The following is a 23756-nucleotide window of genomic DNA, read 5'->3' as shown; positions in this document are numbered from 1 at the left end:
CCCGTGAGATTACGGCTTGCACCCTCTATATTGCAGTTCATTCCGTGAAACTACGAGCAATTGCTCAAGCCGAGAGGCTGATCTTTGCTCGATCGCATCACCTGTTCATAAAACTGCATCAATTTTTGCATATGATTTTGCAGCCCAAAGGATTGTTGTGCCATGCGCCGACCATTTTCGCCAAGTTGCTTTGCCAAAGCCCAATCAGTTGCTAGACGTTCTATATGATTAGCTAATCCTGCAATATCGTTTGGCTCAACAAGCAATCCTGTGACTCCATCCAAAACGCCTTCAGGAATGCCTCCAACCCGGCTGGCAATCGTCGCTCTCGCATTGAGCATCGCTTCATAAGCGACAAGTCCAGCAGGCTCGTGCCAAACCGATGGAAAAATTAAAGCTCTCGATCGCTGAATCAGTTGATAACTTGCTTCCATATTGAGCCAGCCATGCAAGGTGACTCGATCTGCTAAACCAAGCTGTTGAATCATCGTTTGCAAGGTTGCAGTTTGATTGCCAACTCCTGCAATATCGAGATGAACTGGCACGTTAACTTGTGCGAGCGCGCGAAGCAACCAAACTACTCCTTTTTCAGGAACTAAGCGCCCTAAAAACGCGAAGTGAGGAATTCCGATTTGAGGTGGCTCTTGAACATGCGCGACTTCTGTTGCACACACGTATAGTGTGTGAATTAAATGAGGTGGATAACCTTCGGCAATCATGTGTCCTGTGACAAACTCGCTATTCGTCAAAACTGGAATTTTTGCTAGAATTCGCTTCTCATTGAACAACGTCTGGAAGTTCTCCGCTAATCGGTGGGGACGGATACTTCCACAGTGATCAATCAGATGCCCCCACAAACACCCCTGCAAACTATAAGCGCGATCGCAAGGAGTTCCTTGTCGCTTTAAGTATTTACTTCCGCTTGGACAGTAAGCCTGATGTCCATGCATTGTTCTAATCGTCACAAAGTCTTCGGGAGGCGCAAGGCTCACACTAGCATGAAGATGTAAAAGCTCCACTCCTAGACGTTTTGCTTGTTCGTATAGCGATGCTTCTGTCTCTGCTGCGATCGCTGAATTGTGGTCTGATGGACTTGTGTACTTAGAAAAGTAATAGACAGTATGACCAGCGGCTTGTTGTGCCCCTGCAATCCGTTTCAGATAGACCTCGACTCCCCCTTGACCTTCAAGATGATGAATGTAATGTCCAATAATCATCTCAAGCTCTCGAACTGTTCCAAAATTACCTTAGCCTGTTCAGCAGGCAAAATCAGAATGTCTTGATGTCTAGATTCAAGTTGGCTGAAATCTTGCACTTCTAGCTGAAATTTTCCGTGAGTCTGAGGGTGGATTGCGACTGCGATCGCATCTTCATACAGCAGTGCTTGTAAAGAGAGGTTGTGCTCCTTCAAAATTTGATCGGTCAGCGTTGAAAGCTCCATCAAAATCACAGGTCGATCGCGTTTGAGGGTTTCTGAAAGTCCTTGAAGTACAAAAGGTTCAAATCCTTCTACATCAATCTTGATTAGAGCAACTTCAGAAACTTCAAGCTCAGTCAAAACTTGATCACCTTTGCGAATCGGTAGAGCAATCGGAATATTCTGATTCCAAGATGCACCCGCTACGAAAGAACCTGTTCCCGTATTGTGAGAAGCAGGTTCGTAGTATGCTAGCTCGATTTCCTGTGCCCCTAGTCCAAAGGGGTGAATTTGCCAAGTGTGATCGGCGTAATTCTTCCATTTTGCAAGCAGTGATTGAAAAATTTTAGGATGTGGCTCAAAGCTATGAATCGAATCGACTTTGCCCAACATCAAATTAGAAGTAAAGCCGACGTTTGCACCAACATCAATAAAATGAACCGAACGGCGAAATTGAGCAAGGCAAGTTGCTATCGTAGTCAAAATTTGAGCATTTTGGGGTTCATAAGGCTGCGAAAAGAAGACTTGATAATCAATGCCAAATTTGAGATTACCTGAGTAAGGTTTGCCTTGCTCTAAGACAGTAAAATCATAGTCAAAAATTGCATCCTGCGGGACAGCCCAAAAGAGTAGATTACGCCCTCTCTTCACCCAGTAGCGAAAAAGATGGCTCACAGAATGCAAGATGCATTTCTCAACGGTGTTTGGAGTACGAGTAATCGCCAGTTGCATAGGAATTAGATGAGAGAGAGTAACGAAGATTTTTGTAAGCTTTTCAGCTGGTCGAGCAGTGCTTCCCAGTCTCCAGTTGGCACAATATAACCATTGATCCCTGGCTGGATATGTTCTTTCATGCCTGTGTCTTCTGTGACAATAGCTGGCACGCCACACGCGATCGCTTCCATTGGAGCATAGGAAAATCCATCTTCATACGAAGGATGAACATACACACTGGCACGCTGCAAATGGGGTAACGGATCACCGGGAGCAATCCGAATCCGACAGTCTCGTTTTTGCCAGGCTTCTAAATAGAGCCGCATACCCCGAGTCGTTGAGCCGCCGATTAAAATCAGTTCCGTATCACACCCTTGAAGGCGAGAAAAGGCTTCGAGCAGCACAGGAATTCCCTTCGCCACGCTCAGCGTTCCCGAATAGACAACCCGAAACTTTCCGTCGTTACAAGGTTGAGCAGGGGGCACAAATCGAGGATGGACAGAGAACTGTCGGATGTTTAACTTAGATTCTGGCACGCCTGCTCTGAGAAACGACTCATAACTATAACTAGAGGCAACATGAATAATATCTGCTTCCTCATAAGCCTGCAGAATTTTTTGGCGATGTGCATCATTCAGCCAACTTGCTTCAATACCAAAATCTCGAATTGCTTTGAGATGTTGCCGAGCCACATTGTTGATATGACTGTTATCTGCTTGCAGTGCGAGAACGCGATATCCTAGCTGACGCGCGCGTTTAAAAGAATGAAAAGCTTGTCCAGCACACCCTGTCTCAAATTCATCTGCTGGGCGAAGTGAGGCAGCAACAGCGCGATCGAACCAATCATTAAAGTAATAATTAATCCAACCTGGACTAAACCGAAGCGGAGGACAACGAAACAAGAGTTTGCGGCGATTTGAGATTTCAACGGTTCTTCCAATGGCATCCTCTGCTTTCGGACGCGGAGTATAGTACTCGATCAAGCGATTCTGCGATCGCGCTTCTTCGACAATAAATGAGAAGTGTTGTCCCAGTCCTCCCACATCATAAGGAGCAGAGCAGGCTACCGTTTTTTTCATCGAAGTGTCCTCGGCTTTTATCGCATAGAATACTGAGTCTGAACCGTACTGGATGTCGGAGTTTCAACCGCATCAACAATCTGCTTTGCCATGTGATCCCATGTCTCCCGGTGCAATTGGGGGATAACTTGCGTATGCAGAATTTGCTGGTAGTAATTTTGATGACTTCGCCAATGATACAACTTATCAATTAGATGTGAAACATTGTTCGCATCGGTTAAAAGTAAATCTGTTAATCCTTGGGTATAGCGTTCTGCGACTCCAGCCGTTGCAGTCACAATTGCTGGAATTCCGCAGCATAGCGCTTCATGCACGCCTAATCCATAAGCTTCGTACCGTGTCGGTGCAATCAAGCAATCTGAAGCCCGTAATAGATCCGGTACATCAGAGCGAAAGCCGAGAAACTGAATGCGATCGCTCAATTGCTGATCTCGAACCCGCTGCCTCCAGCGCGGCAGTTCTGCACCTTGCCCAACGACGATCAAATCACTATCCCAAGTTGGGTCTTGGCACAACTGTTGCCAGGCTTGAAACAGAACATCAAAGCCTTTTCGTCGATCGCCTAATGCACCGATAAAAATAACGATCGAACGATTTAAAGGCAAATTGAGCTTTTGACGCAGGAATTTTACTTCTTCAGCACCGGCAGCGTAGAACTTCGATGAATCAGATCCATAGTAAACTGGGCAAATTTTAGCGGGAGTTGCGAGCTTATACCGAATCAAATCAGAGACAGTTCGATGCGAATTTGCAATAATAATGCGGGCATTTTTCAAGTTGCGTTTTTCAGCTTGACAGTAAATTGGATGAGTCAACGCACACTTCAATCGCTGTACAAAGCTAGCTTGGGTGTTCGGCTGATAGGCAGCATGAACATAATGTACCCAGTTCACATCACTCCAACGGCAATTTCCACCATTGACTAAAACGCGCCCACCTTGGGCTGTGATGCGCTTTGCCCAGAATTGCCCAGCCGCATTGAGAAGAAACTCACCTAAAAAGTAAGACTTTGCAATTTTAGGAACCCGATGCCAGAAAACGTTTGGATAGTTTTGTAACTGGGAGTCAACTCGATGCGCGACAAGATGAACTTCAACCGATTGACGAGCTAGGTAATCGGCCAGAGCATAGTTGGCGCGATCCATTCCGCCTGTTTTTACAAAGTCGGCGGCAACGAGCAGAAAAGATTTCATGGTTGTCTCCGGAAAAGATTACTTGCCATGTTTGATGTGCGTTGCTGCTGATACACAGAGGGCTGAATTGATGAGCCAAAAATCCATTCCGGTCTGGCTCATAAACGGAACATAGTTAAACGTAATAGCGATCGCGCCAATGTTGTGAGCAAGAATAATCGCGCCCCAAAGCTGCAGAGATGACCTGCGATCGCTAATAATTCGCCAGACTGCGACGCACGCTGCAATCAGCGCACCTGAATAAGCAATGACTAAAGGGATGCCGCCATCGAGTACCCAGCCTGTCCACTGAATTTCTGCCCAGATCGGCTGAGTCAATGGATTCAATTGATTCCCAAAATAGTTATTCATCATCCCCCATCGCGCTAAGCCTGCGCCCAGCGGGTATTGTGGGATGATCTTAGTGATTGTTTCTTCTAGAAAAATACCTCGGTTCTGATACAGTACTGCATCAGGTGGCTCAGTAATCAGGGACAAAAATCGTTCACTGGTGACTGAGCCTCCTACACTCATTGCCCAAGTTGTGGTTGCGATCGCAATGAGAATGCCAGCGCCGATCATCGCTGTCAGGTGCCAGAGTCGCTTCAGTTGCAATAGAATTAATGCGGTCACAGCTAAGCAGACAAGCGCGAGAATGAAGATTGAACGAATTTGCGAAAGATAGATACAAAATAGACCGATCGGCACACTGATTACGCCCAGCAGCCGAAAAATCAGATGCCCTTGCTGCAAAGCAATACCTGTACCCAGGAGTAAAGCGTAAAATCCAGAGGTTGCTGCACCTCCAGGCAAATCCGTTAGCCCGGTTGGGCGATAGAGTGTCAATCCATTGGCGATTACGATTTTTAAGTGTTCACCTCCGAACGCGCCTTCTTCAATATTTGAAGAAATGGCAAATTGAAAGATCTCGGGATAGTAAACTTGTAGCACTCCGACGATCGAGCTTAGAACATGAAATCCCCAGAGTAGATAGACCAGCCAAAGAAAATCACGCTCTTTGAGATCGAGCCGACTCACCCAGAACAAAGGTGCAAGAATCGCTAAGTACATCAGGCATTGAGCAGCTCCGGCTGGAATACTACTCAAGTAAGGATGCCAAAAGAGCTGCAACATCATGATGCACATCACAGAGATCGCCCAAGGTTTAGCCGGATGCTTTAATCCAGTCTTCGGAATTCTCCATAAAAAAGCTAAGCTTAAGCCAAATACGGCAATCCGAACCAGTGTTCTGAACTCTGCAATAGCCGGAATCAGAAGTGAGACTTGGAAGATGAATTGGCTCACAATAAAAGCGTGTAACCAAGAAAACTTCGGGATCTGAAATCGGACTGAAGAAGATGCGACTGGAGAGTACGTAAGTCGCGAATATTCTTCCTGATGTTTCACAGCTTTACTATTCATAAGCTTAGGAACTTCCTAACATATTGAGCATTCTGCAGGGACTAAGCTGTTAGAACAGCAATAAGTCATCATGTCAGATCCGAATCGGTATGTGATGTTTGTCGGTTCAACTTGAGCAATTAGACTGTCCCAACTAAATCCGAGTTGTAGTTACGGCGGACGTATTCGTGATACTTATGCGCTAAATGCGTACCAGGCTTGAGGCAATTTGCAACGATACCTAAGACTGGGCTACCCGACATTTGCAAGCCTCGCAGCGATTCGATTAAAGCCGTTCGACCTGTATTGCCAAGCCCAACAACCAGAACACTTCCATCCACTTGACCGGATAAGATCAAGCTATCTGAGAAGCCTAGCACCGGAGGCGCATCATAGATAATCAAATCAAATTCCTCTTTGAGGTCTTCCATGAGCGTCTTCATCTTGCTCGACGACAAGAGACGACTTGCATCCATCTGAGCCTTGCCAGCCGTTAAAACAAATAGATTCTGCTCCATTGCAGACTGTTGGATCAACGTATCTAACGGAGCATCTGAGGTAAGATACTGGCTTAAGCCTTGTTCATTCGGAACTCTTGCATAGACATGCACTTTCGATCGATACAGATCCGCATCCACGAGCAAAACCCGCTGACCCATCGTTGCAGCCGCAAGTGCCATATTCATTGCAACGGTTGATTTACCATCACTTGCTAGCGCTGAAGCAACGACGATCGAATGCAATGGATTTTGCAGATTCGTCATTGAAAGGCTGAGATTCAAGCTCCGAAATGCCTCGCGGAAGATAGCAGCATCTTCGCTTAAGTCGATCGAGAACGTTTGAGCAGGTTTACCCGCATTTTCAGCCAAAGCTCCACTCGGTAGATTCCGTAACGAAGACATTGCGGGCAAGCTTGGTTCATGCAGGTTCTTGTAGAACGGAATGACGCTTAGCAATGGAATCTTTGTATCCTGTTTGAGGTCTTCCGCAGAATAGAGAACATCATCGAGTTTATCGACGAGGAGTGCTGCTAAAACACTGAGAAACAGGCTGCCGAGAGCGCCTAATGCCGCACTTTGAGGAATGCTTGGGAAAATCGGTGCTGGACGTTGGGAAGGGGCAGAAATAATCTGCCAGGGCTGTGTATTTTGTGCCGCTTCGATTTGCAATGTTTCACGACTGGCAAGGAAGCGATCCAAGCTATCATTCGCAACCTTGAGTTCTCGCTGTAGATCGACATCTTGACGAATCAGAGACGGAATTGCCTTTAAATTCACTTGCAACTGCCGAGCCGTTGCTACGAGGGAGCGATCTCTCGCCTCTAGCGCATTGATCTCATTGCTCACTGTAATCAGCTGGCGGTTGAGTTCAATTAACGTTCCACTCAGGTTGCCTTGAGCTTGTTTCACGCCAGTTGTACTCAAAGTTTGCCTTGCTTCTCGTTCCATTTGAGCGAGAATTCCCTGGCGCTTCTTGATCAATGCTTGCACCGGAGGAGCATCTGGAGTGAGGCGCTCTGCGTTCATTGACAGCTGAGTTTCAACTTGCTGGAGTTGCGATCGTAGTTCTTGAAACGCTTTCGATTCACTGAGTGCAGAAGCCGCGATCGCAACTTCAGGAGTATTGCCGACCTGCTTTCGCAACGTTGCGTAAAGTGCTTTGGACTCAGCCAGCTTTGCTTGAGTTTGCTTTTGATTCGTTTCAATCTCACTACTGAGAGTAATCAAGTATTTTGCGCGATCTTCTGGATTCACAATCTGGTTTGATTCTCGAAACCCTTGGAGTTGACTTTGAATCTGATTGACTCGGGTGTAAAGTCCAGGAAGCTGTTTTTCGACAAACTTAATTCCTTGTTGAAGATTGCGACTTCTTAATTGCTCCCCATAATCCAAATAGTTCTGCGACAGCTTCTCAACCACAGATAGCCCTTGATTCGGATCGTGATCGAGATAGCTGACTTCAAGAATTTCGGTATCTTTGAGGCGAGTCACAGAGAGTGATGTGAGAAACTGATCAAACTTAAGATTCGGATATTCTTTTTGCAGTTCTTTGAAAGCAGGCTGTAACACCTGAGAACTTTTGAGTACTTGAGTTAGAGTCGTAAAATTCGTACTAGAAGTAAGTTCACTCAGCCCCATACTGGCTTGCTGTCCCAGCATTTTGCCTTTATCTGCCTCAATCAATAGCCGGAATGTACTCATATAGACAGGCTTGCGCGAGACTGACCATGCCATAGTTGCACCCAATAGAATCAGAGCAACGACTGCGACAAAGAGCTTTCTTCGCTGGACAATATCCCAGATCTTCTTGAGATCAACTTCGGAACGGCTCTCCGTGTTTTTTAGGCTAAAAAGGTGCAGCGGAGTTGCGTGCTCTCGCTCAGATTGATACAGCTTGGATAAAGGATTAGTACTCATGAACTCAAGTGGGTATTCCGTGATGCTACTTGCGTATTTTCTGCTGGCAGTGCAGAACACCATCAGGTTGCGCCCAGTATTTCACGCCATTTTGATTCCAGAGTCCGTAATGGTACTGAATCTCACGTTTTGAGCAGTACTGATAATCTAGGGATATTACAGGGTGGAAATTCCCTAGAATCGTTTACCTTAACGTTTGCCTGTACCTTCTTCTAATTGTCACATTTGCCATTAACTTCAATATGAATAGGGCTTTAACTCGCTTGTGTCTAGGCTTGTCAATGGCAATGATTCAGCCGATCGTTGTGTTGGCTCAGACTCCAATGCCACCCTCTAGAACGCTGCCGCTCCTGCAAGCAGGCGTAACCCCCAAATCTGAGATTACGTCAGCGATCGGAAGTAGCTACAAGTTAGGCGCAGGAGATTTAGTGCGGCTCGATCTGTTTGATGTTCCTGAACTCACGCTGGAACCACGCTACACAATTCTACTAGACGGTATGTTGAATCTACCGTGGGTAGGCAGTGTATCAGTTCAGGGATTGACGCTGAATCAAGCTTCAGAACGCTTAAAAGAGCGGTATCAGAAATTTGTCAAGAATCCTGTCGTTACGGTGAGTTTGATTGCGCCCCGCCCTTTGAAAGTCGGCATTATTGGTGCAGTCAATCGTCCGGGATCTTACATCGTCAATACGATTGGGAGTGAAGTGAACCAGGCAAGTTTGAGCCAGCGAAGCTCGGCTGAGAGTGGGAGCCAGTGGCCGACCGTTTCTAAAGCAATTCAAACTGCGGGTGGGATTGCTCAACTGGCAAATGTCAAAGAGATTGAAGTGCGCCGTCCCACAGCAGATGGTACGCCGGAAACAATCAAGGTGAATTTGTGGAAGTATCTGAGAGAAGGTGAGCTAGCACAAGATATCCCGCTCCAAGATGGCGATACAGTGTATGTGCCCATCGCAGAGAAGATTGATCCAACTGAGGCAACAAACATTGCAATGAGCAATTTTTCGCCTGAGCAAATTCAGGTGAATGTGGTTGGTGAGGTTGTTCGACCCGGGGGTGTTGCTGTACGTCCGAATTCGACGTTGATGCAGGCAATTCTCGCAGCGGGCGGTGTTGCACCGGGGCGAGGTAAAAAGACGAAGATTGAATTAGTGCGTTTGATGCCGGATGGATCAGTGAATCGGCGAGAATTTAAGTTTGATGTTGCGATCGGATTAGATGAGAATTCAAATCCAGCAATTCATCAAAACGATGTGATCATTGTGAATCGTAGCAGTACAGCAAAAATTTCTGATCTGTTAGGAGCAGTTGTTAGCCCAGTCACAGGAGCTTTTGGATTGCTACGACTCTTGCTAGGTAATTAGTCTAGTCGTTCGCCACAATAATATCTGCTCATGAACTTCAGGATTGCTCTCGAATCCTGAAGTTCGCTGGTGTTTCGGTTTTGCTCAACAGATACAACCCAGATTTTCGCGATTGCAATATAGTCGATGATTTGATGGTGCATCCACAATAAATTCAAATTGATCATTACACCAAGAAATTATCTAGAAACGTTCTCTTTTCTTCTACAAGCTAAACGAATCCCCGCACATCTACGTAGCTCTCTAGTAAAAGAAACTCTGTAAAATTCAAGTACTAAAATTGATTCGATTTAGTAAGTTTGCAACTATTTCTATCAACCCAGCCTTGGCGACTCATCCTGATCATTGCGGTTGCCCCTTAAGAGTTAGTCGAATGATTGTTCTGGGAGAATTCTACCTGTCAATTTGCTCAGATTTCTTATTGATCTTGTCACACCTGTATTGTAATCATGTCGTACATTCAAATCTCAAATCACATTGAAGCCCCCAGTGTTAGTAGATCTGTACGGAATCCGCATCCCCCGCTGCGAATTTGTCATCTATCAAAGTACTATCCACCTCAACCCGGTGGGATTGAAACGCATGTGCGTGCTATCGCCACTTCGCAAGCTGCACTAGGGGCGAAGGTTGATGTTTTGTGCGTGAACACTTGCGATCGCGAAGGTCGAGAAGCTCAGCAAACTTACACGATTGAAGAACTCGACGGTAATGTACGCGTGATTCGACTAGGACGACTGTTGAATGTTGCACGCGTTGATGTTTTTACAACTTTCTCTCAATATTTTGATAGACGCAGGGCTGCCTATGATATTGCTCATCTACATACGCCGAATCCCGCAATGGGAATGCATTGGGCATTAGCAAATTCAACGATTCCGCTGGTTGTGACGCACCATAGCGATATTGTGAAACAGCGCGTACTCAAGCATGTTGTCAATCCGATGCTCAAGCATATTTACCATCGGGCGGCGCGAGTTTTGATTGGTAGCCCAAATTATCTAGCAGGATCAGATTTTCTACGTCCCTATCGCGATCGCGTTGAAGTTCTTCCCTTTGGGATTGATTTATCCATTTATCGCCAGCCGACTCCAGCCGCGATCGCTTACGAGAGACGATTAAGGGCAATGCATTCAGGTCCAATTTGGCTATGTGTGGGGCGCTTAGTTTATTACAAAGCCTTGCATGTCGCAATTGCCGCTTTACGCGACGTTCCTGGAACCTTAATGATTGTTGGGAAAGGCGAGTTAGCAGACGCCTTGCAGCGTCAGGCAATGGACATTGGTGTGGGCGATCGCGTGGTATTTAAGCAGCAGCTTACTCAAGATGAACTGGTTGGAGCGTATCGGGCATCGACTGCTTTATGGTTTCCGTCGAATGCGCGTAGTGAAGCATTTGGGTTAGTGCAAGTAGAAGCGATGGCAAGTGGGTGTCCGGTAATTAATACTGCAATTCCAAAGAGTGGAGTCACTTGGGTGAGCCGAGGTGGAATTGAAGGATTAACGGTTCCGATGAATGATGCAGAGGCATTGGCAGAAGCTGCTAATCGGTTGTTAAGAGAGCCTCAGTTACGGGGAAAATTGTCGATCGCAAGTCGCACGCGATCGCTGCAATTTGATCAAGATCTGATGGCACAAGAGAGCTTGAGAATTTATGAGCGAGCGATCAATCGCAAGGAAACAGCATTCGTATAAGTTGCAATTTCAGACAGATAGCTTAGCTCAAAGAAGGCTATATTATTTTGATTTTCAGAGGTGCATCCTTCGCAGAAATAGCGTTACATATAAAATTGTTGGATGAGGGGAACCATGTCTAGTCTTGCTGAACAGTTACTTTCTCAACAGCCAAATTGGGATCAAAATCAGGACTTTCTGTATCAGATTGATGCAGATCGAGCAGGTCACTCTTCGATTGATCAGATCGAACAGGACATTGCCCAAATTTGGAAACAGGCACTATCAGTCGAGCAGATTCAGATTCACGACAATTTCTTCGATTTGGGTGGAACCTCAATGCTGGCAATCGATGTACTCGAAGAACTCGAAGAACTGTTTGACCGAGACTTGAGCCTTGCCAGTATTTTTGAAGCCCCCACAATTCAGCAACTTGCACAGAAGATCAAAGCGTGTAGCCCTTCTGCGTGGTATTCCCTTGCTCCGCTGCAAACCAAGGGTTCTAAGCCCATTTTGTTTGGTATCCATGTGCTGGAATATCGCAGTCTGTGTCAGCATTTAGGATCTGATCAGCCTGTCTACGGACTGCGCTACGGGATTGCTCAAGAGTCGATCGAGCATGTTCCAGATTTACCCCGTCAGATCGAAGCCTTAGCAGGTCATTACATCCAAGAAATGCGATCGCTACAGCCTCAAGGACCTTACTTTTTGATGGGCTTTTCTTTGGGCGGCAGAATTGCGCTGGAGATGGCGCAGCAGCTAATCGCGTCTGGGCAGTCAGTCGGTTCGCTGATTGTTTTTGATACTTTTCTCAGCAAGCGCTTGAGATGGAATTCGTTCAAGCAGACGATCACTAAGCTCTCGGAGCTTGAACTGAGTGAAATCATCCGCAGAACTCGCGCAGCATTGTTTCCTCGTGTCCAGCCTTCTCCTGAAGGAGCTTATAAAGCGTATCAAGCATATCCACTTGGAGAATCTCATTTTTTCGAGCCGTATTTGCCAAAACCTTATCCGGGTAAAGTCTTACTCTTCCAGGCTCAAGAGCGCGAGAGTGGGGTTTTGCGTTCGCGAGAAACACCGGAAATACTTTGGAAAAGTATTGCTTTAGGAGGGTTAGAGGTTCATGAAATGCCTGGGGATCATGGAGCAATGCTGGCGGAGCCATATGTGCAACACTTGGCTCAAATTCTGAAGCAGAGCTTAAGTCATCCTGTTCACACTAAAGTTTAGCTACCGAGGAGATACCGTGTGATGCGAGTGCTACATCTGTATGCTGGAGAACTCTATGGTGGGATTGAACCGTTTTTAGCGACATTAGCCAAGACTCAAGCTGTCATGCCCTAAACATAGTACAAGGTTGCACTTTGCTTTCCTGGCAGACTAGTAACCGAATTCTCACTTGATCATTCGTAAGCCTGGGACAGTTTGGGCTGCTCGATAGAACCATTGATCATGCAGCCTGAAGCCCGCGATCGCTGAGCAAAAGCTGGCGTGACGCGGGCAATTAAACTATGCGATCCACAGCGGCAATTACATCAACTGTTTGCAATTCTCGATGCTCAGATCAAACATCATGACAGCAAGAGAGCGACTACCGCGACATTGCCAGCGGTCGAGCTTTGATTTTCTTCTCACGCGCCCAACTCGATAAAGACCAGAGATACAAAAACGCAACCCCCGCAACAGCAGCACCCAATGCCCATTTCGTGCCCTTCTTGACCAGATTCTGCGTCTGTTGGGCGACGGTTGCTTTGAGTTGAGCTTCTACCTGCTGAGCTTGCGCTTCCACGCCTTCTAGCTGCTGCTTGCGAAACTGAGGAACATTAAAGTTCTCTACGGAGCCAATCGCCGATCGCTGAACTAACGCTTTGACTTGTTCATCTGACAACTTGCCTAATTGTTCTTGAGCCGCTTTAGTTCGATCGCGCTGTTGTGCAAGTTGATTCACCAGCTTGGCGTTGTTCTGATTGTAAATTCGCCAGCCTGAGCTAACTGTGAGCGGAACTAGAAGCAAGTAAGCGATCGCATAAATTAAAAGCGCCCACGACAAGGGCTTCAGCGCAAACCGCTCGACCTTGTGGCGACTCGTTTCCTCACCCAGAAAGATCAATCCGAACCCAACTAGCGGAAAGCCAACTCGCTCGACCAAATTTCCAACCGTATTGAACTCCCAATCCGAGTTAAACACTTGAAACGGATATAACAAATCGACGAGATCGAACACACATAAGACTAAAATTCCATAGCCTACGATTCGCAAACCTGCGATCGCCTTTCCGGCAGAAGACGACTCAAACTGCATAATCACTCTACTTTGCTAACGTTTTGGAAATCTTGGCGACCACCAAGCATAAATCTCTTGCCAAACTGCGACTAATTGCTGATGAACGGCATCCACCGACTGATTCGCAATGGGTGCTGAAATTGTAACCCACAAACATCGGGAATCACGCAAATCTTCTGTGCCTAAAATTACCGGGATAGCTCGATCGAGCTTCAGATCGTACGTGTTGCGATTCGCGAAAAATTGCGCGTGCGTCACGGTACTCGAACCGCGAGGATTGATACAAGAACTGAGATAAGCAGTCTGTTCATGCTCAAATCGATCGTAAAAACCAGTCTGTCCTTGCTGCTGCTGAGATTTCACAACAGCTTTTTGAGAATCAATCCCATAGGCAGATCGATAGCTCGCCATATCTCCATCTGATTCTGGCAGGTAGTAAATTTTTACTTTGAATGCCTGATTGTCTTGTTGATAAGTATATTCATAGCCTTTGATGTCTCCCCAATCTCTAAGCAAGCTTTTCGTTTCAATCGCCTGTCCTGCAACAAATTGAGCTTGATCGAGTTGTACTTGATTGGGAAACTCAAACACTGAATCTTGACCAAGATTCGGATCAATCGCAATTCTGCCAGCAACTAGAACAATGCTGAAGAGAGTTAGCCTGAATGGCACAAGAGAGAAAATCATAGAAGATTAGCGAGATGAATGCTCTAGAGACTTCTCTGAGTGAGAAATTTCTGGCTTTGGCTGCTCGATTAGAGACTGACAGTAACCACTAAAGATGAACATCGAAATCATCGAAAAGAACTGCGCACCTTGACTGCCATGCCAGTAATCAAATCCTGCTGTATTGTGACTTGCAACTAAATGTGCTAACAGCATGATTCGGAACCCATTCACAATGAATGCAGAAAGAATCGCGATCGCCAGAACCCAAAACTTTTCTCTGTGACGAGTGGGATAAACCATTAAAAAAAAGAATGCCACTTTCAACGAAACCAGAATTGCTTCTAAGCCTGAACACCCTGGATAGACATTCACCGTTCCCGTTGGCAACGAGAGTAAGGTTCCCTGGCGCTCGACTAGAAATCCGCAATACCACATCAGCGTAAAAGAATACTTTGCCGTGAGCAGGCTAGAGTTGATGAGGCGATCAACCAGAGTCAACGCTTGCTCTAACGGCAACGCGATCATTGCAACCATCCAAAACTCGCGTTGATAGTGCTTGAATTGCTGAAATCCTACTGCGATCGCAGCCATTGCAATCCCAATCAGCAGCGAATTCAAGCCAAGAATACTACCACTCGCGCTGGTCAGATTCCATCCGCGCACAAGTAAAAGTGCGATTAAGAACCACCCGAACAGCTGCGCCCCCCTTTCCCGTCTCAAAACAATGAGATCGCGGCGTTGCCAAAGCCGATAGAACACCGCAGACCAGCCGATCAGTTCGATCGAAACATAGTTCAAATTGCCCGTAAATCGCCAATACATCAGCAGATGGAGGCTGATTAATGCGATCGCGACTCCAGCAAACTCAGCCTTCACATCGCTGAGTATCTGAATGAGTTTCAACCGATAGCGCAGGAAATACATGAGCAGGATTAAAGAGGTAGAGGCAAACTGCTAGGATTTGCGAATGGCAGTTGCCAAGCAAAGATCCGAGAGCATTGAATTCACGATCGCTCAGGTTTAACCACCAGTCGCCAAGGTCGCTCGAACTCGACGCAGGATATCGCCAAGGGTTTGAAACTCAGGATTCTGCGATAGAGCCAAAAGCGCAGTGCCACTCGTTTCATTCACCACTTTGTTGTAAGCCTGAATTCCTGTTCTCAGCGCATTCATATTGAATCCTGTACAAGCTAAAGCACTCGCCTCGCCACAGCCTCCAAATACGGCTTCACTTGCGATCAGCATTTCCGCCAACCCCTGAGACAGTTGCAAAATCTCAGCCGACGTTAAACTCGTATTCCCAAGTGACAGTACCATACTTTTCGCAGCTTGCAACGTCAATGGAGACGCATTCGCAATATCCAGTGCAGCAAGCACACCTGCTAGTACCGCTGCTACTTTAGAATTTGGAGCAAGAATCGTTTCAGTCATCTGCTTCCCTATAGCATCTTTCAGAGCAGGAGAGGTCGATGTAAATCGCAACTCAACCTGACGCTCTGATTTTGATAGGATCTCAACTCGAAGATCGCGCGCCACACCTTGACGATCGTTGCCAAAGATTCTAAAGCGACCATTCTGATTGCCCAAGGTATCCACATAGCGAGTAAACCGAGTTGCAATCTGGCTCGGTATACTGCTTTCACCCTCTAGGTTGAAGCGCACAAATCCCGGAGCATCTTGCTCAACTCCTGGCTCATTCGGCGGAACTGCGGACTGAGAAATCACGGTTCTGAGTTCTCCGATCGTTTCGTTATACCGATACAAGCGACCCGTTGAAACCAGAATATTCGCGATCGTTTGTTGAGTTGGATTACCCGATCTGAGCGCCTGCAAGATGCTAATGATCTCTTGAGTAAACTGAGGTGACGGGTTCGGAGGCACAATCCCAGACCCAGGTGTCAGCCCATTCGATCCAGGGGGAGTGTGAGCAAGACTGGGTGATACGATCGCGAAAGTAAAAACTGCGCCCAGTGCCAGCGTGCGCTTCCAAGAAACTAAGGTTTGATGCATAAGAATTCACTAAAATTTAGTACCGATAGCCTGCGTAGTTGAAACCGTAACCAATCCCGAAGGAGAACAAGGTATTGTTATCGTTGCGCCCCAAAACATTGCCGACAACAAAGGTCAAGAACAGCGGAGTTGTCTTCAGGGGCACATAGGAAACACCCAAATTGAGATCTTGTCCTGTCCAACTTGCGATCGCGGATGCCTGTGGCACAACCCGCAGTCCAGCACTTGCAAAGACTCCCACTCCTCCTCGGCGATTTTCAATGTTCTCAAAGCTGCGGAATCGTCCACCGCCGACACCCAAGGTTAATGTCAAAGGTAAAGAGTTGACTTGATCGGTAGGACGCAAATCGAAGATTTTACTTGCAACACCATAAAAGGTCGAGACGGTATCCCGATTCGCTTCACCCCAAACGATGCCTTCATCTAAACCGATTGCGATCGCGGCTTTTCCAGGGAGCGCACGATGGAGTTTTAGCCCGATATCGCCATTTCGTCCGAAGCGTCGCAAACTGCCAATGTTCGCATTAACTTCTAAACCGAGGGCACGCTCAGAGTCGCCTAATCCAAATCCAGCGCTCAGCGCACCATCCGATTCGTTGATTCTCGGTCTGCGGTTAGAAAATGCGAGTCCAATGAATGCATCCCCAAAGTTTGCGCCAAAAGCACTGGGAACACCAACAGTTGAACCGGGAGAATAGGCAGGAATCCGCAGTTCGGTCAAGGGTTCAATCGTTAAGCGCTGACGTAAGCTCTCTGTATTTTCGCTGGCTTGAGCGATCAAGCTTTCTGAAGTTGAAGACTCTGCAAGTAATTGGCGAGCGCTAGCCTGAGCTTGAGTTTTGAGAAAATTTTCTTTAGTGACACCTGCTAAGCGCGTCGTTTCGGGCTTAGAGATCGGCATTGCGGGTTTAGAGATCGGTTTTTCAGGCTTAGAAATTGGCGTTTCGCGCTTAGAAAACTCAATTTCACTTGCTTCAGCCTTAGGAGTAGATTTAAGCCAAGACGCATCCCTAGGATGTTCTAAATCGGGCTTTTCAGCTTGGCGATCGTCCGATTTGAGATTGTCCGATTTGACAATGACTTTTGCTTTGAGGTCGAGAGTAGCTTTGCTATCTGAGGTAGCTTTTGCCGCGAAGCTCATCCCCCCAAATCCAGCAAGGATGAAACCGAATGCGAAACATCGAATCCAGAGGATTGATATCGGAGGGCATGGACTTGAGTAGGAGATTTTCATAAACTGGGGCTTTCGTCTTTATCTGACTGAGAAAGAATCAAGGAGATCCGCACCGACAGTCTATAGAGAGTCTCTCTACGTATACTCCGTAAATTTGTGTATCTTTTTTGTAAAAATCTGCAAAAGGTGAGTGCTCTTACTGAAAGGGTTGATTCAGTGAGTTCATCTAGCTTTCTGGAATTGAGGTCATGATTTTGTAGTTAAATTTACAAGCTTTTAGATAGACTGCTCTCATTTCAGGTTGCATCTTCAGACTTCGCTACTTTGCTCTATCTACGCTTGTCATCCCATCGATTTCTGGGTTGGCAATGATGAAAACACAAATTCATTCTTTTTTATCGATCGCGCTACTCATCGGGACTTTAGTTGTTGCGCCTCTCCCCGTCTCGATGCCTGTCTATGCTCAGACAGATACGATCGCGCAAGCAATTTCAACTTACAAAAAAAGCAATCAGCGCTGGATTGAAGTCGATCTTGCACGGCAACGTGTATATGCCTGGGAAGGAAAAAAACAAGTTTATGCCGTGATTGTTTCGACCGGGAAACCAAGTACTCCAACTGTGAAAGGCGTGTTTAAAATTCAATCTCAGCATCGGTTTGCACGCATGCAGGGAGAGGATTATGACACTCCAGATGTCCCGTATACGATGTACTATTATCGCGGTTATGCGATTCATGGCGCTTACTGGCATCACAACTTTGGAACCCCTGTCAGTCATGGCTGTGTGAATGTTGCAGTCGATCACGCGAGATGGCTATTTTACTGGGCAGAGGTTGGAACACCTGTCATTGTTCATTAATCATTTACGAGTCTAGAATCACTCTTGCTTCGTATGTCTTAAGTCAGGACACTTTCACAGCAAGAGTGATTTTCTATGTCTTAGGAGAGGTTTTCTTAATCTTTTATTAACCTTTTTTTAACTTCTTGTACAATCTCTGCATCGGATGGGTTTGCATCTCTGAACACAAGGCACCGTAGCTGAAGACTAGCAACTGTCTTCCTACATGACATGAGTGTATTCAGCATTTAATCCGGGTGTATTGCGTCAGAAATATTAAACTGTGAGGAAGACAGGCATGACAAGATTGAGAACGCCAAATTGGGCGAACAAATTGTTCTATCTTCTAGTCCTGACCGATCTTGGGTTCATCTTGCTACACTTTTTGGTCTTTATTTATAGTTCGCGGCAATGGAGTCCGACTTCTGATGTGCATTTCTATTCTGTTGAGCGCGATCGCGGAATGCCAGAATTTTTCCAATATACAAAGGAATTTTGGTGTGTGCTGATACTCGGCTTTATCGCATTGAGAAAGCGGGTACTAACCTATCTAAGCTGGATGTTTCTATTTTTGTATCTATTACTCGATGATTCACTCAGCATTCATGAAAATCTAGGGCTATATGTCGGGAATCAGCTAGGATTTACCACCCTGTTTGGTCTACGGAGTGCAGATTATGGAGAGATCCTAGTATCCGGCGTGATCGGGCTATGCTTGCTAGCAGGCATAGGGTTTGCGTATCGGATGGGAGATCAGGTGTTTAGAAAAAGCTCGAAAGTCTTAATTAAAAGTCTCTTGGCGCTGGTCGTATTCGGAATTGTGGCAGATACTATCCATATCGTTACCCCGGATCAGTTCAATAAGATGATTGGACTGCTAGAGGACGGAGGTGAGATGCTAGTCATGAGTGCAATGACCGCGTTTATTTTTATGCTGCCCGAACAAGTACAGCAGCACAATCTCAATCTCACCTCAGTCGCTACACTGCCTCCGCGAGTCGTCGAGCTTGAATCTCAAGATAGATCAGTAAAGCGTTGATATCAGCAGGATTGACTCCGCCAATTCTGCTCGCTTGCCCGATTGTTAAAGGACGCACTTTCGAGAGCTTTTCTCTTGCCTCTTTTGAAAGCGTATCGATCTCATGATAGTTCAAGGTTTCCGGCAACTTGCGATTCTCTTGTTTACTCACTTGATCGATCTGATGCTGTTGGCGCTGAATGTAGCCGGAGTATTTGATATCAATCTCGGCTCCTTCTTTCTCAAAACGATTTAGCTCAAGATTACCTAAGCCGTACTGCTCTAAATCCGCATAGTGAAATCCAGACCGACGAAGCAGTTCAGCTAAGGTAATTGATCCTTTGATGGCTTGCTGCGTGCCTTGGGCGATCGCTTTACCAACTTCATCGAGTTCCTTAATGCGAGTTTCATGCAGTCGTTCTTTCTCGGCAGCAATGTTTTCTTGCTTTTGCGTGAACAATGCCCAACGTCGATCGTCAATCAATCCGATCTCACGTCCTAAAGGCGTTAAGCGCTGATCAGCATTGTCTGAGCGCAGAATTAAGCGATACTCCGATCGAGAAGTCAACATCCGATACGGCTCACGCAAATCTTTCGTACACAGATCATCGATCAATGTACCAATGTAGCTCTGCTCACGCGGGAAAATGACCATTTCTTGCCCCTGACACAATCGAGCCGCGTTAATTCCGGCAACTAAACCTTGGGCTGCTGCTTCTTCATAGCCTGTTGTGCCATTGATTTGCCCTGCACAGAACAATCCGTTGATTTTTTTAGTCATCAGCGTCGGATAGCACTGTGTCGCAGGAAGATAGTCATATTCAACTGCATAAGCAGGACGCAGCATTGCACAGTTTTCTAGACCCGGCAGCGATCGCAACATTTGTAGTTGAATTTTTTCAGGCAATCCGGTCGAAAAGCCTTGAATATACAATTCTGGAATGTCTCGCCCTTCAGGTTCGATGAAGATCTGATGGCTTTCTTTATCTGCAAAACGCACAATCTTGTCTTCGATACTCGGACAGTAACGCGGTCCTTTCGCATCGACCCAACCGCCATACACCGGCGAGAGATGCAAATTCTCCCGAATGATCCGATGCGTCTCAGCAGTCGTGCGCGTTAAATGACAATCCATCGTTTCACGCTCGACCCATACTTCTGGATCAAAGCTAAACCAACGCACATCCGGATCGCTCGGTTGCGGTTCGAGCAAGTCAAAATTCACCGATCGACGATCGACCCTCGCCGGAGTCCCCGTCTTCAGTCGTCCGGTTTCAAATCCGAATCGATTCAGCGTTTCGGTTAAGCCGATCGCGGCAAATTCTCCAGCGCGACCTGCATCCATCGACTTATTGCCGACCCAGATTTTCCCACCCAGAAACGTTCCTGTCGTCAGGACAACTGCCTTGCACTCAAAAGCTACACCAAAGTACGTTTCGACTCCAATCACTTCATCATTCGCATTCAGCACCAAATCAGTCGCCATGCCTTCGCGAATGGTCAAATTCTCTTGATTTTCGACGATCGTCTTCATTACCTGAGCATATTCGCGCTTATCTGTCTGCGCCCGCAATGCCCACACTGCTGGGCCACGCGACGAATTCAAAATCCGCTTTTGCAAATAAGTCCGATCCGCCATTTTCCCAATCTCGCCCCCCAAAGCATCTGCTTCGTGAACAAGCTGAGATTTTGCTGGGCCTCCCACGGCTGGATTACAAGGTTGCCACGCGATTTTGTCCAGATTGAGCGTCAGCAGCAAGGTACGACACCCTAAGCGCGCCGCTGCCAATGCCGCTTCACAGCCAGCATGTCCGGCTCCAACGACAATCACATCATAAGCATCCAGAAAATCCACAGGCGCGTTCATAAGTCACAAGACATAGCGGTGCGTCTTCTATTTTAGGGCTATACCTGGAACTCAAGCAGGATACCGGGAATGTTAGAAGAATCTAAACTTGAAACAAAATGCTGCCCGAATCGTCATGCTTGAGCTATCTCCCCCAAAACAAAAGCTGTTAGATTGGCTTGAAGATTACATCGATCGCTATCATGCTGTGCCATCTTATGGTGAGATGGCAGCCGCTTTGGGCTACAAATCAAAAGATACGATTCGATTTCATTTAACAGATTTGAGAGCAGCGGGCTATGTTGCTTGGAAAGAAGGATCGGTAAAGTCGCTCGTGATTTGTAAGCCGCGATCGCGGACGATTCCGATTCTCGGGGTGATTGCAGCCGGGGGGTTAGTCGAAACCTTTCCAGATTCAGAAATTGACGAGTTTGTTGATATTTCCACCTTGCCGCATTTTGTGGGAAAAAGACGCACGCAGATGCAAGAGTATTTTGCCCTACGGGTGAAGGGAGATAGCATGATTGGAGCCGCGATCGCGGATGGCGATGTTGTGATTCTGCGAAAGACATCTGAGCCGAAGTCGATTCAAAACGGTGAGATTGTTGCGGCTCGGTTTGAAACGCAAACGACGTTGAAGCATCTCTTTTGGAGTGGAGATCAGATCATTCTGCAACCTGCGAATCCGAGCTATCCAGTCATTGAGAAACGTGCGGAAGATGTTGCGATCGAGGGAATCTTTGTAGGCTTAGTCCGAGGATTAGTCTAGTTTCGCTCTCCAGGCAGAGATTTACAAAAGGCAGAACTGAAAGAATAGGGCTGTATTGCACTTAAATCATTGCACTTAGGCTTAACTTCTATGACTTTCAGTTTCTTTGATCTGATTTGGATATTCTTTATTTTTTCCTCCTTGCAACCGCTCTGGCAGCGCAAACAGATTGAGACAAAGCGATATCGCACCCTGAAGCAGATTGAGCAGAAACACAACAGTCGAGTGATCTTGCTAGTGCATCGCCAAGAATCGATTAGCTTATTAGGAATTCCGTTATCGCGCTACATTACGATCGAAGATTCCGAACAAATTCTCAGAGCAATTCGGTTAACTCCACCAGATGTCCCGATTGATTTGATTTTGCACACGCCAGGTGGATTAGTTTTAGCAACAGAACAGATTGCAAGAGCGTTGATTCGCCATCCTGCCAAAGTCACAGTGCATGTGCCTCACTATGCAATGAGTGGTGGAACCATGTTGGCATTAGCAGCCGATGAGATTGTTATGGATGCGAATGCAGTATTAGGGCCTGTCGATCCGCAGTTAGGAAATTTCCCGGCTGCTAGCATTCTCAAAGTTGTCGAAGAGAAGCCGATTTCTGAAATTGATGATCAGACCTTGATCATGGCGGACTTGTCGAGAAAAGCGATCGCTCAAGTTCAGCGCTTTGTCAGAACCTTACTCAAAGATTCTGTGCCCCAGCAGAAGATTGCGCCAGACCGGATTGAATCTGTGATTGATGCCTTGACCACTGGGAAAGTGACTCATGATTATCCGATTACGGTAGAGGAAGCTTCGGAGATGGGATTACCGATCAGTGTAGGTCTGGGTCGAGAGATTTATGACCTGATGGAACTGTATCCGCAACCTCAAGGAGGTCGTCCTTCGGTGCAGTATATTCCACTGCCTTATGAGCGGCGACCTTCATTGCCTGAGCCAAAAGGTAGACCTCTACCAGAAGGCGCAAACATCCATTGAACCACTCCCACGGCTAGAAGCACGTGGGATTCAGGCTTCAAGCAGAGATTGCAGGCTGAGCCTGTCTGATATCTCCTAAGCCTATGGACGGTTTCTCGCCCATTTTGATATTTTTAGCGGCGCTTTCATCCCGGTCATGCAGCGTATTGCATTCGGGACAGCGCCACTCTCTAGTTTTCAAATCCAGCGATTCTAAAACGTGCCCACACTTAGAACACATTTTGGAGCTAGGAAACCACGGGTCACGATACTCCACAAGTTTTCCTTTCTTCTGAGCTACCCATTCCAGAATGCTCAGAAATTCACGCAACGCAAGATCCTGAATCTTTCGCCCCCAAAGACGCTGCATCCCTTTGAGGTTCAACGTCTCAAAATAGAGAACGTCGAATTGATTCGTCAACTCATGAGCGAGTTGCCAAAACCAGTCTCGTCTTTGGTTGGCAATCTTTTCATACTGTCGCACCAAATGCTTTCTGGCTTTCTCTCTCTGTTTTGATCCTTTCTGCTTGCGCGATAGTTGCTTGCAGGCTTTCCGAATCGCATTTAAGCCTTGCTTGAAAAAGAGCGGTGATTCAATCTTGAATCCTTCTGAGCAGGTGAGGAACGTCTTCAAACCGAAATCAAATCCAGCGATATTACCCGTCTCGAATTGGGTCTCTGGTTCAGCAACGCTATCAACCACCACAACCATGAATAACTCTCCTAATGGAGTGCGCTTAATGGTTAATGTTTTGACTTCTCCCTCTATTTCTCTGGAGTTCCAATACTGAAATAAACGGCTTCCAATCTTGATACGATTTCCGCCTATTAACCTGGCAATCGAAGAGAATGCAGAAGTAAGGAGAGAATTGCTAGAATCGAGACATGAAGAAACCCGATGCTCGACTGCTGAATCCAACTACCCAAAATTACCTGAGACAACAAGCGATTCG

Annotated in this window: 20 protein-coding genes; 7 read left to right on the top strand and 13 right to left on the bottom strand. The window is 46.6% G+C overall.

Going from position 1 to position 23756, the window contains the following annotated elements:
- Positions 1-50: 50 nt before the first annotated feature.
- From J0L70_RS21890 to J0L70_RS21865, 6 genes are all read right to left on the bottom strand, one after another.
- Positions 51-1217: a glycosyltransferase family 4 protein gene (locus J0L70_RS21890; protein WP_287455852.1), complete on the bottom strand. Its 1167-nt coding sequence runs from the start codon at positions 1215-1217 to the stop codon at positions 51-53.
- Positions 1214-2149, bottom strand: a complete 936-nt coding sequence (locus J0L70_RS21885; protein WP_017289220.1) for an FkbM family methyltransferase — start codon at positions 2147-2149, stop codon at positions 1214-1216. The genes J0L70_RS21890 and J0L70_RS21885 overlap by 4 nt, the downstream gene beginning before the upstream one ends.
- A gap of 5 nt (positions 2150-2154) precedes the next feature.
- Entirely contained in the window at positions 2155-3210 is a 1056-nt protein-coding gene (locus tag J0L70_RS21880) for a glycosyltransferase (RefSeq protein ID WP_017289219.1), read from the bottom strand.
- Between the two features lie 17 nt (positions 3211-3227).
- Positions 3228-4403, bottom strand: a complete 1176-nt coding sequence (locus J0L70_RS21875) for a glycosyltransferase family 4 protein (protein WP_287455851.1) — start codon at positions 4401-4403, stop codon at positions 3228-3230.
- Between the two features lie 18 nt (positions 4404-4421).
- Positions 4422-5804, bottom strand: a complete 1383-nt coding sequence (locus J0L70_RS21870) for a hypothetical protein (RefSeq protein WP_287455850.1) — start codon at positions 5802-5804, stop codon at positions 4422-4424.
- 119 nt (positions 5805-5923) lie between these two features.
- Positions 5924-8200 carry a GumC family protein gene (locus J0L70_RS21865; RefSeq protein ID WP_287455849.1) on the bottom strand — a complete coding sequence of 759 codons (2277 nt, stop codon included), beginning with the start codon at positions 8198-8200 and terminating at the stop codon, positions 5924-5926.
- Positions 8201-8442: 242 nt separating this feature from the next.
- Between J0L70_RS21865 and J0L70_RS21860 the strand changes: the two genes are divergently transcribed.
- The 3 genes from J0L70_RS21860 (at position 8443) to J0L70_RS21850 (ending at position 12464) form a co-directional block, all read left to right on the top strand.
- Entirely contained in the window at positions 8443-9564 is a 1122-nt protein-coding gene (locus tag J0L70_RS21860) for a polysaccharide biosynthesis/export family protein (RefSeq protein WP_287455848.1), read from the top strand.
- A 449-nt stretch (positions 9565-10013) separates the two neighbouring features.
- Positions 10014-11255 carry a glycosyltransferase gene (locus tag J0L70_RS21855; protein ID WP_287455847.1) on the top strand — a complete coding sequence of 414 codons (1242 nt, stop codon included), beginning with the start codon at positions 10014-10016 and terminating at the stop codon, positions 11253-11255.
- Positions 11256-11369: 114 nt separating this feature from the next.
- A complete protein-coding gene (locus J0L70_RS21850; protein WP_287455846.1) occupies positions 11370-12464 on the top strand; it encodes a thioesterase domain-containing protein in 1095 nt (364 codons plus the stop codon).
- A 361-nt stretch (positions 12465-12825) separates the two neighbouring features.
- Here J0L70_RS21850 and hpsJ-A read toward each other — a convergent pair whose 3' ends face one another.
- The 5 genes from hpsJ-A to J0L70_RS21825 all read right to left on the bottom strand — a co-directional run bounded on the left by hpsJ-A (position 12826) and on the right by J0L70_RS21825 (position 17338).
- Entirely contained in the window at positions 12826-13536 is a 711-nt protein-coding gene (hpsJ-A, locus tag J0L70_RS21845) for an HpsJ-like protein, cyanoexosortase A-associated (RefSeq protein ID WP_287455845.1), read from the bottom strand.
- 15 nt (positions 13537-13551) lie between these two features.
- The gene (locus tag J0L70_RS21840; RefSeq protein WP_287455844.1) at positions 13552-14205 is read right to left on the bottom strand and encodes a cyanoexosortase A system-associated protein; all 654 of its coding nucleotides are present in this window, start codon (positions 14203-14205) and stop codon (positions 13552-13554) included.
- Positions 14206-14211: 6 nt separating this feature from the next.
- Entirely contained in the window at positions 14212-15111 is a 900-nt protein-coding gene (crtA, locus tag J0L70_RS21835; protein WP_287455843.1) for a cyanoexosortase A, read from the bottom strand.
- Positions 15112-15207: 96 nt separating this feature from the next.
- Entirely contained in the window at positions 15208-16197 is a 990-nt protein-coding gene (locus J0L70_RS21830; RefSeq protein ID WP_287455842.1) for a hypothetical protein, read from the bottom strand.
- A gap of 16 nt (positions 16198-16213) precedes the next feature.
- Positions 16214-17338, bottom strand: a complete 1125-nt coding sequence (locus tag J0L70_RS21825) for a hypothetical protein (RefSeq protein WP_287455841.1) — start codon at positions 17336-17338, stop codon at positions 16214-16216.
- Positions 17339-17739: 401 nt separating this feature from the next.
- Here J0L70_RS21825 and J0L70_RS21820 point away from each other — a divergent pair, with 401 nt between their 5' ends.
- Together J0L70_RS21820 and J0L70_RS21815 are read left to right on the top strand one after the other, a co-directional pair.
- Positions 17740-18231 (top strand): L,D-transpeptidase, encoded by a 492-nt coding sequence (locus J0L70_RS21820; RefSeq protein ID WP_017289205.1) that lies wholly within the window; start codon positions 17740-17742, stop codon positions 18229-18231.
- A 277-nt stretch (positions 18232-18508) separates the two neighbouring features.
- A complete protein-coding gene (locus tag J0L70_RS21815; protein ID WP_287455840.1) occupies positions 18509-19249 on the top strand; it encodes a DUF8692 domain-containing protein in 741 nt (246 codons plus the stop codon).
- Here J0L70_RS21815 and mnmG read toward each other — a convergent pair.
- Positions 19191-21095 carry a tRNA uridine-5-carboxymethylaminomethyl(34) synthesis enzyme MnmG gene (mnmG, locus tag J0L70_RS21810; RefSeq protein ID WP_287455839.1) on the bottom strand — a complete coding sequence of 635 codons (1905 nt, stop codon included), beginning with the start codon at positions 21093-21095 and terminating at the stop codon, positions 19191-19193. The two genes, J0L70_RS21815 and mnmG, sit on opposite strands and share 59 nt — an antisense overlap.
- Before the next feature lie 115 nt (positions 21096-21210).
- On the opposite strand from mnmG, the gene lexA reads away from it, so the two are divergent.
- Together lexA and J0L70_RS21800 are read left to right on the top strand one after the other, a co-directional pair.
- Positions 21211-21843 carry a transcriptional repressor LexA gene (gene lexA / locus J0L70_RS21805; RefSeq protein WP_017289202.1) on the top strand — a complete coding sequence of 211 codons (633 nt, stop codon included), beginning with the start codon at positions 21211-21213 and terminating at the stop codon, positions 21841-21843.
- Between the two features lie 90 nt (positions 21844-21933).
- Positions 21934-22824 carry an SDH family Clp fold serine proteinase gene (locus J0L70_RS21800; protein WP_190652665.1) on the top strand — a complete coding sequence of 297 codons (891 nt, stop codon included), beginning with the start codon at positions 21934-21936 and terminating at the stop codon, positions 22822-22824.
- Between the two features lie 37 nt (positions 22825-22861).
- Here J0L70_RS21800 and J0L70_RS21795 read toward each other — a convergent pair whose 3' ends face one another.
- Positions 22862-23722, bottom strand: coding sequence for an RNA-guided endonuclease InsQ/TnpB family protein (locus J0L70_RS21795; RefSeq protein ID WP_287455838.1), 861 nt, complete (start codon positions 23720-23722; stop codon positions 22862-22864).
- Positions 23723-23756: the final 34 nt, after the last annotated feature.

The sequence above is a fragment of the Leptolyngbya sp. UWPOB_LEPTO1 genome (assembly GCF_017302695.1).
Classification (GTDB): domain Bacteria; phylum Cyanobacteriota; class Cyanobacteriia; order Leptolyngbyales; family Leptolyngbyaceae; genus Leptolyngbya; species Leptolyngbya boryana.
The sequence above is the reverse complement of the archived record's forward strand: the minus strand, read 5'-3'. Positions and strand labels throughout refer to the sequence as shown.

Excerpts from the sequence above, each read along its gene's own strand:
- J0L70_RS21800 (WP_190652665.1), top strand. The coding sequence starts at position 21,934 with ATGACTTTCAGTTTCTTTGATCTGATTTGGATATTCTTTATTTTTTCC.
- J0L70_RS21865 (WP_287455849.1), bottom strand. The coding sequence starts at position 8,200 with ATGAGTACTAATCCTTTATCCAAGCTGTATCAATCTGAGCGAGAGCAC.
- crtA (WP_287455843.1), bottom strand. The coding sequence starts at position 15,111 with ATGTATTTCCTGCGCTATCGGTTGAAACTCATTCAGATACTCAGCGAT.
- J0L70_RS21815 (WP_287455840.1), top strand. The coding sequence starts at position 18,509 with ATGACAAGATTGAGAACGCCAAATTGGGCGAACAAATTGTTCTATCTT.
- lexA (WP_017289202.1), top strand. The coding sequence starts at position 21,211 with ATGCTTGAGCTATCTCCCCCAAAACAAAAGCTGTTAGATTGGCTTGAA.
- J0L70_RS21850 (WP_287455846.1), top strand. The coding sequence starts at position 11,370 with ATGTCTAGTCTTGCTGAACAGTTACTTTCTCAACAGCCAAATTGGGAT.
- hpsJ-A (WP_287455845.1), bottom strand. The coding sequence starts at position 13,536 with ATGCAGTTTGAGTCGTCTTCTGCCGGAAAGGCGATCGCAGGTTTGCGA.
- J0L70_RS21825 (WP_287455841.1), bottom strand. The coding sequence starts at position 17,338 with ATGAGCTTCGCGGCAAAAGCTACCTCAGATAGCAAAGCTACTCTCGAC.
- mnmG (WP_287455839.1), bottom strand. The coding sequence starts at position 21,095 with ATGAACGCGCCTGTGGATTTTCTGGATGCTTATGATGTGATTGTCGTT.
- J0L70_RS21855 (WP_287455847.1), top strand. The coding sequence starts at position 10,014 with ATGTCGTACATTCAAATCTCAAATCACATTGAAGCCCCCAGTGTTAGT.
- J0L70_RS21830 (WP_287455842.1), bottom strand. The coding sequence starts at position 16,197 with ATGCATCAAACCTTAGTTTCTTGGAAGCGCACGCTGGCACTGGGCGCA.
- J0L70_RS21870 (WP_287455850.1), bottom strand. The coding sequence starts at position 5,804 with ATGAATAGTAAAGCTGTGAAACATCAGGAAGAATATTCGCGACTTACG.
- J0L70_RS21840 (WP_287455844.1), bottom strand. The coding sequence starts at position 14,205 with ATGATTTTCTCTCTTGTGCCATTCAGGCTAACTCTCTTCAGCATTGTT.
- J0L70_RS21880 (WP_017289219.1), bottom strand. The coding sequence starts at position 3,210 with ATGAAAAAAACGGTAGCCTGCTCTGCTCCTTATGATGTGGGAGGACTG.
- J0L70_RS21875 (WP_287455851.1), bottom strand. The coding sequence starts at position 4,403 with ATGAAATCTTTTCTGCTCGTTGCCGCCGACTTTGTAAAAACAGGCGGA.
- J0L70_RS21820 (WP_017289205.1), top strand. The coding sequence starts at position 17,740 with ATGATGAAAACACAAATTCATTCTTTTTTATCGATCGCGCTACTCATC.
- J0L70_RS21885 (WP_017289220.1), bottom strand. The coding sequence starts at position 2,149 with ATGCAACTGGCGATTACTCGTACTCCAAACACCGTTGAGAAATGCATC.
- J0L70_RS21860 (WP_287455848.1), top strand. The coding sequence starts at position 8,443 with ATGAATAGGGCTTTAACTCGCTTGTGTCTAGGCTTGTCAATGGCAATG.
- J0L70_RS21890 (WP_287455852.1), bottom strand. The coding sequence starts at position 1,217 with ATGATTATTGGACATTACATTCATCATCTTGAAGGTCAAGGGGGAGTC.